Genomic DNA, 14,219 nt, shown 5'->3' with positions numbered 1-14,219 from the left:
TTGAATGAAATGTTATCCCTTATAAAAGGATCTTGTTATTTTGAACATATAGTGACCGTCTTTTTTTTCGAAAACTGTACGTTCCCATCTTTGGTCAATTTTATTGACATCTGTGCCCCATGGAACAGTCATCGTTTTTTTGGTATTGTAAGGTTTGGACGGATCCTGAGGTTGGATGACAACTTCTGTAGCGATTTGGCGAACGCTGCCCACCGTGGTGGAAATAACCAGGAATCCCCTTACTTTATCCCCTACGGTTCCTACTCTTTCATAAGAGACTTTAAAAGCATTGTTGTGCGGAATAAAGGAAACGATTGTTTGCCCCTGGTAAACCAGGTTATAAGATTTGTTTCTCATAGGAGGATTGGCCACGTTATAGGCGTCAATATCAGCTACTTCAAATGTTATGGCGGGTCGGCCTTGTGTTGCTTCAAATGCGATCGCAAACGTTCCTTCAATGGGTGGAGCACCCCATGGTTTTATTTTCGTTCCGTTGTCCATCTGGTCACGCCACCAAAAACGTTTTGATGCGTCACAGAAGACGTTGCAGTAATAGTCCCGGTCATTACCAAGATCGGTTATGCCAGAACTCCACCAGATTTGTTCTGCAGGGTGGATCTCCGGATGGTCGCAATGCCCCGCATCATATATCCAGGGGCCATAAAGACAAATCGGTTTACCGGTGCGGGGCCTGATCATTGCGACTAGTTTGTCTTTGGCCGTTGCTTGCATATCGATTTCTGCTTCGATCGCAACAAAATTTACGGGACAACCGATGGCCTGACCTTTAAAGCGCTGACCTGCGCTGGTAAGCGTTGTGAGTTCGGGACGATGACCTTCTTTGATCAAATACTCATAATTCGGGGAAGGAATAATGTCGATATTGACATCACGGTCGATTAATATCTCTTCGCTGGCCACTCTCACCTCACTGATTCTCCCGCTCAGCGTTTGTTTATAGGGACTTGTTTCATTCTTGCGTTTTTGTGGAAACCAGAAATTGAAATTGCTGCCACCCAGCCGGTCAAGTCCAAAACCCACTATTGACTTCCTGTCAAATTCCCGTTCGAAGGCTGCTGTGCCAATACTTCTCCTGGGCCTGAAATCACTGCCAATAATTCCCATTTGGTCGTTGATCGCTTTGTTAAAGAGAGCTGTGTCGCTAAATCGTGGGAGAGTTGTACGGACATCATTGACCACAATAGCGGTATCAGTGAACACAGGTGTTGGGAGGCCATAGCCAATGACATCACACTGGCAATTGAGCATTTTCTGTTGTGTGCTGGTAATTTCCCGGGCGTGATTCCTTGCCTGGAGAATGGTTACTGCCATTGATCGCAGTTGTTCCGTATTATGGGCAGGAATTGGTTTCTCCGGTTCTCTCGGTTCAGGGATCTGTTCCTGTTTGTAAGGAGGGAGCCGGTTCCACTGATTATATTTCTGTTGGTAGTCTTTCAGTGCCTTGTTATACTTTTCCAATGCCAGTATACCTTGAGGAGATGTTTCATAGCCACGAACAAGACTGTCGATAATGGGTTTTTGTTCAGATGCTGTAGGATAGTACGTTGATTTAGTACCGGCATTGAGTGCTTCCAGTTTCAGTAAAAGCGTAAGACAAAGTTTGGGATTGCAATATTCAACACCCGAACCACGTGCCTGGAGGTAAGGAGAAACCACCGGTCCGTTGTTGAGAGGTGGTTGACCATTGGCTCTTTCTCTTTCCCAATGTCCTGGTACAAATTGTCCGTTTTCTAACCTTCCCCTTGCCCATATTAGTCCATTGCTGCGGGTATTGAATACAATGATATGAGAGGTTTTATTGTCAAAATCATAGAGCGAAAGATTGGCACAATCTTCCAGCAGATCCAAAGATTTTCCATAGCCGCCGGCCTCATCTGCATATTCTGAAAGAATAACGGCCATTCCCGCCGGCACTTTGATGGACGATAGCATGTCATTAAGATCAGTAAGCCGGTAATTGCCAACAGAAAGGTTCCTGCTGCCACCGGTGAAATCGGGTTGGTCAAAAACAGTGACCTGTTGAGCGCTGGCAAGCGATGTAACAAACAACGCCATTAAGAAGTGTGAAAGTTTCATAGTTGATAAGATTGTTGGTTTATATGAAAGAAATAATTGAGCTTTTAACAGTTATAAATTTGCTGCCGGGTATGGTTTACAGGTAACTCAGCCATGATTGCTTTAACTGGTTGGCTCTTTTGTACGAATCAAACCATTTACAAACCGGATACAACAAGAGAACAAGACCTATCCATACTTCGTATACAATCGCCAGGTTAAATCCATATCCTTTTAATTCAGGTGTGGCATTAACTCCATTACTCAATACGATCATTTGAGGATAGCCCATAAGTAGTGCTGCCATTATTGCAAGGATCTTGATAAGAAGAATGTGTGCCAGGTAATAGAACATCGGAACTCTACCGAAAATGCTGATACGTTGCCCAAGTACTCTTAATGGTTTTTCAGAAACAGCCAGAAAGATCATAGCTGGCCCTAGTGTAATTAACAGATAGAGTAGGGATGGTGGGTATTTGGTTACATTCAGAAAAGACAACACACTAAACAGGGAATTTTTTTGTGTTGACCAGGAGGAGCCATCTCCATAAAAATTGCCACTTCGTAGAAGGATAAAAAGCGCAATTGCACTGATGCCCAGGCAGCATAAAATTTTTCTCCTGGTTGCAGCGGGATAATCGGGGGAATATAACATGCCCATGCAATAGCCTGAAGCCATCACACCGATCCATGGTAAAACAGGATAGCGGAAATGAAAACTATACTGACCAAATGTAAAATGATTCACATCGTGAAGAATCGCCCACAGGACGGCCCGCCACCCATTACCGGCTACGTGAACAGAGTCAAGTAGATTGTGCGTACCGATAAGCAGAAGGCCAACGACTAATATAAACAAACGGTTCATATGAATCAGCGCCGCAAGTATGATCATGCAAAAACCGATGGCCCAGATGACCTGGAAATTTAAATAATGATAGGATGGATTAAAGGATCTGAACATTCCGACAATGAAAATTTCTGCCAGCACCAACCATATTCCTCTTGTTAAAAGAAAGAAAGACAATTCTTTCTTTGATCTTTTTTCTCCATATAAATAAGCCGACATACCTGCAAGGAAAATAAAGACCGGCGCACAGTAATGAGTGATGATTCTTGTAAAGAATAAGGATGCATTCGTTTGTGTAAGGTCGGTGGGGTTGTAGAAAAATGCATCGTAATGAAAGAAGTTACGAACATGATCAAGGGCCATTATGATCATGACAATACCTCTCAGTAGATCTATTGATTGAATTCGTTTGCTTTTAGCTATAGATAAGGTTGGATTTCCGTTCAGTGACTTATTCATGTTTCAATTAAAATAACTTGCTGTTAATTCTCAGTAGGTTCATCTTCCATGCCTAATTACAGTAAGCAAATAAATTTGATGGCTAAGGAGTTAAAACCATTAGTAATAAATTTTTTGTTCCGTTAAACATTGCTGCAAACCTGCAATGACTTCCGGTACTTTCTCGTTGTAAGCAAGGCAAACCCTTATGCCGGTAAATTACAGTTCCTATCGTTGTATGTTAAATGCAGATGTGAAGGCAACAGGCAAACAGTTACTTTACAAAACGGGTAATCTTCTAACATTCTTTTCATTTCTCAATAGGTTACTTTTTCTGAGTTGATGAATGCAATAGCAGGCAAAAATAGAAGACATCTGAATGGCGCAGTTTCGAACTTATCGATTGGCAGATTATACATGTTGTATGTGCGGTGTGATCCCCCAAACGGCACAACAGTTGAGTCGTTCTGCCTGGTACCAGGATTACTTACATTCAGTATTTTTCATAGTAAAAAAGCAAAACAATGTTAACTATCTCCATAAAAAGCTGTGTTGACCGGCGATAGATAAATCGCTTGGTATTGACAGCATGAATCCGGCTAAAAACGCTCCTGTCATTGTGATGCATGCGATTTTTTACCATTGGTAAAAGCAAACATACAGTTGAGCGATTAACAGCCGCCATTTGGTAATTATGATGTTATTGACAAGCTGATATGCTGAACTTTAAACATATTCTTTTACAGCATGAAAGCATTACATTTTTTTGCAGATCTGATTAGAAAGTATAACAGCAGGTCTTCAATTTTTTCAGAAGCACTGACGGAAGGTATTAGAGATGTCTTTATAGAAATGGGATATCGTTTTGATGACAAAGACAAATGTTGACCATTCACGCCACGCAAACATTGTAGGTGATGTGATGAAAAAAAACGAAAGCGTAATAAGATCGACAGCCGCTTCAGAAAAGAGCAGGGACTGAGAAACCAGTTGAATAACTAATAATAAAAAAATAAACATGCCCAAGTACGTAATAGAAAGAGAAATACCCGGAGCAGGAAACCTTTCTGCGGATCAATTGAAAGAAATTGCACAGACTTCCTGTGGCGTGTTACATGCTATGGGACCGCAAATTCAATGGCTGCATAGTTACGTAACCGGAGATAAGATTTACTGCATTTACATTGCAGAAAATGAAGAACAGGTTCGTGAACATGCAAAGCAGGGAGGCTTTCCTGCAAATGCTGTGTGTGAAGTGCTGTCAACGATTGACCCAACAACAGCTGAGTAGAGTTGTGCAGTACGCTGTTGTAACGGCGATGTGTAACTGTTTTATTTGCTGCTGGAATACATAGTTGGAATTTTTATAAATGATCAGGTGAAGGGCCTGGCTGATTGTTTTTTATTAATACCTGAAAAACTCTTTGACTTTTATGAGGAATTGTTCCTTACGCCTGCGGCTTACTTCAATTTCCATACCATTACTCATAATAACAGTGCCGCCTTCACCCCGTGTGTATTCTTTTATATGCATCAGATTCACCAAAAATGATTTGTGTACCCGCAAAAAAACAGTGTCCTCGAGAAGTTTGTCGTAATCGAACAAAGGTTTCGAAATCAGGATTGATTTGTTATCGACCAGGCGGAACAGGGTATAACTTCGTTGTGCTTCACAATAAAGAATTTCTTCAAGCTTAACAATAGTAAATCCTTTTTGAGTAGGAAGGCATAATCTCATTTCTAATGGAGTGCCGGCCTTGTTGATATTGTACAGTAATGTTTCGGTTTGAGTTGTATTCTTTTTCTGCTTTAATTTTTTTTCGACACGTTGCACGGATTCTATCAATCTGTCTTCATCTACTGGTTTCATCAGGTAATCAACAGCGCTGAACTGCAATGCCTGCAACAGGTATTCGTTATGAGCTGTAACAAAGATGACTTGAGCATCGGTATCGGCCAGTTCTGCCATGATATCAAGACCACTTTTACCAGGCATCCTGATGTCAAGAAAGATCAGGTCAGGATGAATTTCCTCGATCTTTTGAATGGCTGTTGTGGCATTGGAACAGGTTGCTTCAATTTGTACTTCCGGACAATTCAATTCCAGCATTTTTCGTAAGGTAAGGATGCCGCTGGGTTCATCATCTACCAGGATTGCTCTCATATAGGAAATTTTATTGTAATGGTGTTTATTTGTAATACTGCACGGGTACCAGTTTTATTAACGTCATATTGATGCAGATCAGTCAATTCAAGTGTGCAATTTGTATCATATTTTTCATTCAGTATCTTGATTCTGTTCCGTAAATTATCGAGGCCTACAGATTTATGATGCTGTCTGCTTAAACGTTTCAATTCTTCAGAACGGATGATCCCGATACCGTTGTCTTCAATGGCACATGAAATGATTTCATCCTGCATGGTAAAACTGATTACTAATTTTTTTTCTCCTTCCTGCGGCATCAGTCCATGCCAGATGGCATTCTCCGCCAATGGCTGAATCATGAAAGTGGGCAGGAGGGTTTCTTCTGTATCAATCTGATCATCTATAATGATCTGGAATGTAAAAGAATCATCGAAACGCAGCTTTTCCATCAACAGGTAGTTTTCAAGATGTTCTATATTTTCACGTAAAGTGGTAAAAGATTCTTTGGATTGGTTGAGTGTACTGCGGATAAGCTGGGCAAATTTGCTGAGGTAACGGGAGGCATTTTGCTGTTCATTGACAAGTATCATTCGCTTAATGGCATTGAGGGAATTAAAAATAAAATGAGGGTTCATTTGTGTTTGCAACGCTGACAATTGCGCCTCTGCCAATTGTTGATTGATGAAAGCAATTTCTTTTTGTTTGATTTCAAGCGAACGCTCGGATTCAAGCTGCTTTAATTTATTGCCTACAAGAGTGGCAATGGTTGTGAGTATTTGAATATCACGTTCCTTAAAGTAATTTACGTCGGGGTGTTCCGAATCAATAATGCCAATCAATTCATTGTTATGTATAATCGGCACACATAATTCACTTAGCCTGTTGATATCATCTACACGGTAACGGGCATCCTTTCTTGTATCGGGAATCAGCAATGGCTCTTTCGTTTCCATCACATAACCAACTACACCTTGCCCCGGCGATACATCAAACTGATTACAGGTGATTGCCTTCGGTGTTCCTTTGGGACCATAAGAAGCTTTTTGAATCATCTTTGTTTTATCGGAATTCCAGAGGTAAATCATGCAATCGGGGTAATTCATTTTTCCGATCAGGTTTTTTGCCACATCCCATAATACATCCTCCTCCGTTATTTTATCAGAAAGAGAAGAAGAAAAATAGTTGCTGATCTGTTCGAGTTTATACAGATTTTTATAATTCTCAGCCTTTAATTCCTGGATATGTGTTTTAGCCCTTTCTTTTTTTCTGATGACGGCCATCCTGCGGTTCGATAGAGAATAAAGCAGGAACATGATGAGGAGCACTGCTAATAACCTGAACCATGTTTGTTTCCATAAAGGAGGAAGTACCTTAATAGTAACTTCCCTGATCTGCTCGGTCCAACGGTTAGTAGCGGAAAAAACTTTTATCTGTATACGATGATAACCTGGCGACAGATTCGAAATACTGAAACTGTTATTTCTGCCAAGTTCCTGCCACTGGCTTGGTTCATCATTCACAAACCGGTAGGCAAAACGCTCGCTTTTTCCTGTAAAAAAATTAATCGTGCCAATGGTTAGTTTTATTTCGTTATTGCGCCAGGATGTTGTGAAATTGGTACAGCCTGAAACATATTTCGTTTGATTGTTGCTGATAATACTCTCAATAAAAAGACTGGGTGCCGGGCTTTTTTGAGAAATGATGTTCGGATCGAATCGCACAATGGTATGAGAAAACCCGATGTGTAATTTTTTATGCAGCGTATCATAAAAAAAAGCAGCGCCATTTGAAATGGGCTCACTGGGAAATCCATCTTCTTTTCCAAAACTGGTTATCCGGAAAGTTTTTAAATCAAGACAGGCGACCCCCGCATAGGTGGCAATCCATAACTTATCGCCGATAATAATCATCGATGCAATGTTATGATCAGGCAACCCGTCGTCACGGGTAAAATGACGGAATGTTTTATTTTGTATACTGTAACAACTTAACCCATTGTTATTGCTGTTAATCCAAAGATTGTTATAGCGGTCTGCTATAAACGAATTAACCTGTTTATCCGGAATTTTAATATAGGGAAATGAATCGATGAGCCTGTCAAAGGATTTGGTCTTAACATGATAACGGATCAAACCATGGCCCGATATCCAGATATCTCCTGATGCATCCTGCTGGATATTTTTTGGCCATACTATTTTGTCCAGGGGAATACCCCGTGAAGGCAGGATGGAAAATTGCTGCGTAACAGCATCATACTTATAAATATGTTCCGAAGCGATCCATATGTTTTGATGACGGTCTGTATACAGATCGGCGACCCAATTGCTGTCTCTTGTCCAATTACTTAACCTGATTTCAGTAATACGACCGGTTTCAGGATTGAACCAGCATAGCGGCCCGTTAATACCTGTGAGGAAACGTTGATGATTAACTGCTTCAACAGAATGAATGTTCTTTGGATCTCTCCAGAACCCTTCAAAACTGATGTTACGGATATAGGTTAAGTCCTTATTAAAAAGCAATAATCCAGCTCCACCCCTTGTGGCGACATACAAAAATTTGCTATCGCCATACAGATCACCCGTAATAAGATTGGGGTATTGTGTCAGAAGCGAAGATGGTATTGAAGACTGTAACACATAAGGACGGTTGTTATGCTCTCTGAACACACCATCGTTGGTAGCTATCCAAAGATGATTGCCTTTGTCCTTCAGAAGTTGACTGCAATAATAAGGGGCGAAATATTTTTTAGGATGAAATGTAAGTTTATCAGATGTAAGATCAATGCTGATTTGATAAAATCCCGAAAGGTGTCCGGTCAGGTAAAACAGTGTATCACTTATTACTGACAATCTTGAACGATAGCCAAATTCTGTTGCGGGCTTTGAAAAAGGCAACCGTGTTGCCTTTCGTTTATTTTTTGGAATATCATAAAAGTAAAGGCTGTCCACTTCAAGGTTCATCACAAAAAAACGACCTTGTTTGACCGGAAAAAAAATCAAATCAGGTTGAGGGTAATCAACGAATTCTTTTAACTCCGGACAATTGACCTGATTGATTTTTATTAATTGTTTTTTTTCAGCGAGGTAACAATAAATTCCTGCGCTGGAAATAACAGCGACACGCTGTTCATCTAAGAACAGAAGTTGTCTTCCGAAAGAAAACGCAGTGTTGGCTACCTGATCTGATGTGTAGTAATCAAACCGGAAAAGGAGACGATAATTTTTATCGAAATGATAAAACCCGGAACGGGTAAGCAAAAACAGATCCCCGACTGAATTACTGTTAACAGCCATAAGGGTATTAAACTTGTACTGGTACTGTTTATTCTTGTAGGGAATAAACAGGTTATGGTTTTCTCCCGTTACGGTATTGATAATATGCAAGCCGGAATTGCTGCTGGCAGCCAGCTTCTCTTTGTTAAGCCATACAAGTCCTGTGAGATATTCTTCGGGAAGTGAATTATACTGATTGCCGCTGTGAAATTGTACGAAATCTGTTCCGTTGAATCGGTTAAGCCCCCATGAAGTTGCCATCCACATATAACCTATGGAATCCTGTGCAATGCCATTCACAAGATTATGTGAAAGCCCCTGTTGATGATTGTAATGAAAAAAGTTATGCTCATAAATTTCTTGTGCGGCAAGATGGCTGCTGCCGGTTATTGTATGGTAAACTAACAGCACTATAAAAATAGGCAGCTTACACAAATTCATTGAAGAAAGCTTACTGTTTAAAATATCTTTAAAGATACTCAGCCTTTCAATAAAAAGGCCCCGCAAACCGTCAGAGATTCTTTGGTGATCCTTTGGATAATACAGCTCTACCGTTTATCACCAATACCCTGCCGTTAGAAAATAATCGTTGTAAAATATTTTTCATTCAGGCCCTGTTCCGATAGGAAAAAAAGCATTGCCGGTTGGAAGGAGCAGAATTACTCAGCGTGCCCGGCTTCTAACTTGCACAAATTGTGATCAAACAAAATAATTGATAATGAAATTCAGCAGAACATTCATAATGATCCTTGTAACTCTTGGTTGCTTTAATGCGCAGCAACTGTTTGCGCAACATGCGGATCTGGTATTAACCGGCGGGAAAATTTTCACCTCAGAGAAGAGTAACTTGTATGTGGAGGCAATTGCCATCCGAAAGAACAAAATCATTGCGGTTGGAACAAATGCAGAAATTGAAAAACTGGCGGGCGCTAAAACAAAAAAAATAGAGCTGAAAGGGAAAACAGTCATACCCGGTTTTAATAATGCGCATGATCATTTGGGGTGGGCCATAAAGGGCGGCAATTCTTTTCAGGCTGAGTTTTCGGTGCCGGGTCCGGATAAAAGATCAGTGATAGATTCAGTGGCAAAGCTGGTAAAGACAGCAAGGCAGGGTGAATGGATCTCGGGTATGATCGGTTTAAACATTTATAACGATCATACGATCAAAAAGACCTTAGACAGTCTTGCTCCCCGCAATCCTGTACAATTGCAGATCATGTGGGGCCATGGAGTGGTACTGAATACGTATGCAATGAAGCTCTTAAACATCGCAGAAAACGAGCCGGATCCCTTAGGTGGTTGGTACAGAAGAAAGGATGGAAGTGACACAATAACCGGTGCATTGTATGAATATGCGCAATGGCCCGCTTTACAGGCAATAGCTTCTTCGCAGCCGGAAAACGTTGTGCAATCACTACAGGAAATCAGCCAACAACAAATAGCTATGGGTATAACCACTGTTCAGCATATGAACTATTTTTCTCCTTCCGAAATGAATGATTTTTTTACCCAAGCTAATTTGTCACAACGCATCCGTATTATTCCATTTCCCGGCACATCAATGAAGAGGAGGGAAATTGACGAATGGAAAAAAGTTGATCAACACCCGGCATCATTGGTATATGTGTCAGGTATAAAATATCTGATTGATGGTACCCCCTTTGATGAAAGTTGTTTAATGAAAACAGCATACCCAGATAGTGCGGATTGGTATGGAAGAACGGATTTTCCAATAGATACAATCACACAGATTTTACGGGAAGCATATAACAGCAACACGCAATTACTGATGCATATTGTTGGTGACAGTACGCTATCAGTTGTTTTATCATTGATGAAAAAAATCGGGAACGATGCGGTATGGAGATCGAAACGGGTACGCTTTGAACATAATTTCACCGCCAATGCCACAGCTGCAGAAATTAAGGCCATTCGTGACATGGGAATTATTATGGCGCACACACCAAAGTATGCGCAATCGGGCCGTTTACGATCTTTCCTCAATAAGGGAATTATTGTTTCACTTTCACCTGATGGAACGCCCAGCCCGTTCATAGATATTTTAATTATTACAACCATGCAGGCAAACCCTCAAGAAAATATCAGCAGGGAAGAAGCGGTAATAGCATATACAAAAACAAATGCCTACGCTGAGTTTGCTGAAAAAGAAAAAGGTACGCTGATGCCGGGAATGCTGGCTGATCTTGTTGTATTGTCGCAGGATATTTTTACAATACCTGTTGAACAACTTTCTTCTACACACAGTTTGCTTACAATGGTAAATGGACGCATCGTGTATCAGCTATCAGAAAGTTTCCGCTAAAAACACATCATTAAAATAGAAACGGAGCATAGCACTTCTCATTTTATTAACAGCAGCAGTGCAGTGTCTGTCCGATTGGGAAAAAAGAAGAGCCGATTGGAAAAGAGGAATTTGCCGGGCAGGCATACGCTCTACCTTGCGCCCCATTAATTAAAACTAAAATAAATATGCGAAGAAGAAATTACGCAGTTCATGTTGCTGATGTTATTAGAAAGCTTTTTTACACAATGGTTAGCTCACGAAAGCATCTTCAGAATACAAAACTGATTATGATGCTTGGTATGTTCATGCCGGCTATGGCATTTGCACAACGGACAATAACAGGTAAAGTAGTTGACGGTGTGAATAATCATCCGTTGGAATCTGCATCCATTATGATCAAAGGAAGAACAGCTGTGGTGGTAACAGCGAATGACGGAACATTTACCCTTCAGGTTGACAATAATGTAAAAGCGTTCACAGTTAGTTATGCAGGCTACACAACACGGACAATAAAGATCGAAGAGAATGTTTCAGTATATTCAATCGGATTGGAGCCTTCCGCAGACCTGGCCGGAATAACGGTGGTGGGTACACGAAATCTTTCCAGAACAAAAATACAGACAGCTGTACCTGTTGATGTGATACCTGTAGCTGCAATGATAAAAGAACTGGGGCAGATCGATCTGAATCAATTACTAACCTATATCGCACCTTCTTTTCAGTCAAGCAGGCAGGCAATTGCCGATGGTACAGATCATGTTGACCCGGCGCAGCTGAGGGGATTGGGTACAGATCAGGTGCTGGTATTGATCAATGGTAAGCGACGCCATCAATCAGCATTGGTAAATGTAAACGGTACGGTGAACCGTGGCCAGGTAGGAACCGATCTTAATTCCATTCCGCTTTCAGCGATTGAACGGGTAGAGCTGTTAAGAGACGGTGCTGCCGCACAATATGGCAGTGATGCAATAGCAGGAGTGATCAACATTGTGCTGAAAAAAAATACGAACATGTTAAGTGGAAATATATCCTTTGGCCAAAACGTGACCAGCTATACCAAAGATTTTGGATTTAAAAAACTTGGTAATACATCGGTGAAGGACATAACCGTAAATGATGGTGGTACTTATTTGGCGGGATTGAATTATGGTTTTGGATTTAAGAACAAAGGGTATATGAATTTCAGTGGTGAATATAACCTCCGTGATTACAGTAACCGTGCCGGAACCTATACAGGCCAGATTTATCCATCTGTTGGCGGGCAGATAAAAGATGATAGTATCATGGCCGCAAGAGGAACCAACCGTAATACATTTGATATGCGTATTGGTAACTCAAAAATTTCGGGCGGTGCATTCATGTTAAACAGTCAGTTTCCGATAGGTGGCGGATGGAACCTGAATGTGTTTGGTGGATATAGCCGGAAAAATGGAAAAGCTGCCGGCTTTTACCGTTATCCAAATGCAGTATTCAGCGGAGCATCTGCAACCTATCGAAATCAGGCACTGTCACTATACCCCGAAGGCTTTCTTCCGTTTATTAACAGTAATATCCAGGATTATTCTGTATCGGCAGCACTGGAGGGAAAAGTTGGACGATGGAATGCAAGCTTCAGCGAAACCTTTGGTGTAAATACATTTGGTTTTACGGTTGATAATTCTGTGAACTATTCACAGTTTGCTGTACAAACAACCGGCAATGCACAAACAACATTTAATGCAGGTGAATTGAAGTTTCAGCAAATCACTTCCAATTTCGATTTCAGCAGAAATTTTAATGTACTTCATGGAATGAACCTTGCATTTGGTTCTGAACTGAGAGTTGATCAATACGGACAGAAAGCCGGCGAAGAATCATCCTACAGAAATTACGACATACCTTCTGGTGCCGCGGCAGGTGCACAGGTGTTTGCAGGATTTACACCACAGTTTGCCGGAACATTCAGCAGAAGCAATATTGCATTGTATGCCGATGTGGAACAGGATTTTAACGAAAAGTGGATGCTGGAAGCTGCATTGCGTTTTGAAAATTACAGTGATTTCGGAAGCACATTGAATTATAAACTTGCTTCACGCTATAAACTTGCCGGTAAGTTTACGATTCGTGCAGCTGCAAGTTCGGGTTTCAGGGCACCTAGTATGCAGCAACAGTATTATGCGAAAACAAATACATTATTTGTACCCGGGGCAAATGGGCTGGTTCCTACAGAAAGCGGAACTTTTACCAATGACAGCAAGCCTGCTCAAATACTCGGTATTCCGAAATTGAAAGAAGAAACATCAACTAATTACTCTGTGGGATTTACTGCCACTCCATTAAGAGGTTTGGAAATAACAGTCGATGGATATCTGATCAATATTAAGGACAGGATTGTATTGACCAATAATTTTAATGGTGGAACGGATGCTGCTTTAGCTCAATTGCTAAAAGACAATGGAGCAACCACAGCAAACTTTTTTACCAATGCAATTGATACCAAAGCAAAAGGACTGGAAGCAGTCATAAGTTATCACACCGTTTTTGGTCATGCAAACAAACTAAGGTTTACACTGGCTGCAACGTTCATTAAAAATGAAGTAAGAAAAGATGCGGATGGTAAACCGGTGATTAAAGCATCTGAAAAATTGGTTAACTCCGGTCAGATTGGAAACTATTTTAACCGTGAAGATCAAAGCAGGATAGAAGTAGCCAACCCATCTTCAAAAGCCAATTTTACGGTTAATTACAACCATAACAAATTCGGAGTAATGCTTCGCTTCGCCTATTTTGGCAAGGTAACTTATCTTGATCCGACCATTAATCCTGCTAACCCCGGCGCTTTCCCAGTAAACGCATATACAGGACAGAAAGAAACACTCGACCAGGAGTTTGCGGCTAAAACAGTATCTGATCTATCTCTCAGTTACGATCTGACTAAGCACTTTACATTGACAGCCGGAGCAAACAATCTCTTTGATGTGTACCAGGATGCACATACACATAGCTCTAATGTATCATTGGGCAGATTTATCTACAGTCGTCGTGTACAGCAAATGGGTTTTAATGGAAGATTTGTATTTGCAAGGCTATCATTTTCTATTAAATGACTTTAAATGAATAATCAGATAATCGGGATGCCTAAATGTTACT

General features: G+C 40.9%; 8 protein-coding genes. 4 read left to right on the top strand and 4 right to left on the bottom strand.

Annotated features, from left to right (window positions below):
* Positions 1–12: 12 nt before the first annotated feature.
* Positions 13–2,097 (bottom strand): hypothetical protein, encoded by a 2,085-nt coding sequence (locus VK159_RS21650; protein ID WP_324232260.1) that lies wholly within the window; start codon positions 2,095–2,097, stop codon positions 13–15.
* A gap of 76 nt (positions 2,098–2,173) precedes the next feature.
* The gene (locus VK159_RS21645; RefSeq protein WP_324232259.1) at positions 2,174–3,385 is read right to left on the bottom strand and encodes a DUF1624 domain-containing protein; all 1,212 of its coding nucleotides are present in this window, start codon (positions 3,383–3,385) and stop codon (positions 2,174–2,176) included.
* 726 nt (positions 3,386–4,111) lie between these two features.
* On the opposite strand from VK159_RS21645, the gene VK159_RS21640 reads away from it, so the two are divergent.
* Both VK159_RS21640 and VK159_RS21635 read left to right on the top strand, forming a co-directional pair.
* Positions 4,112–4,252, top strand: a complete 141-nt coding sequence (locus VK159_RS21640; protein ID WP_324232258.1) for a hypothetical protein — start codon at positions 4,112–4,114, stop codon at positions 4,250–4,252.
* A gap of 130 nt (positions 4,253–4,382) precedes the next feature.
* Positions 4,383–4,655 carry a DUF4242 domain-containing protein gene (locus tag VK159_RS21635; RefSeq protein WP_324232257.1) on the top strand — a complete coding sequence of 91 codons (273 nt, stop codon included), beginning with the start codon at positions 4,383–4,385 and terminating at the stop codon, positions 4,653–4,655.
* Positions 4,656–4,769: 114 nt separating this feature from the next.
* Here VK159_RS21635 and VK159_RS21630 read toward each other — a convergent pair whose 3' ends face one another.
* Positions 4,770–5,528, bottom strand: coding sequence for a LytTR family DNA-binding domain-containing protein (locus tag VK159_RS21630; protein ID WP_324232256.1), 759 nt, complete (start codon positions 5,526–5,528; stop codon positions 4,770–4,772).
* Positions 5,525–9,226, bottom strand: a complete 3,702-nt coding sequence (locus VK159_RS21625) for a sensor histidine kinase (protein WP_324232255.1) — start codon at positions 9,224–9,226, stop codon at positions 5,525–5,527. Before VK159_RS21625 ends, VK159_RS21630 begins: the two co-directional genes overlap by 4 nt.
* 277 nt (positions 9,227–9,503) lie before the next feature.
* Here VK159_RS21625 and VK159_RS21620 point away from each other — a divergent pair, with 277 nt between their 5' ends.
* A complete protein-coding gene (locus VK159_RS21620; RefSeq protein WP_324232254.1) occupies positions 9,504–11,108 on the top strand; it encodes an amidohydrolase in 1,605 nt (534 codons plus the stop codon).
* A gap of 167 nt (positions 11,109–11,275) precedes the next feature.
* Entirely contained in the window at positions 11,276–14,176 is a 2,901-nt protein-coding gene (locus VK159_RS21615) for a TonB-dependent receptor (RefSeq protein WP_324232253.1), read from the top strand.
* Positions 14,177–14,219: the final 43 nt, after the last annotated feature.

Source organism: Lacibacter sp. (assembly GCF_035299325.1).
Classification (GTDB): domain Bacteria; phylum Bacteroidota; class Bacteroidia; order Chitinophagales; family Chitinophagaceae; genus Lacibacter.
Note: the sequence above shows the minus strand (reverse complement) of the source record. Positions and strands in the feature narration are given on the sequence as shown.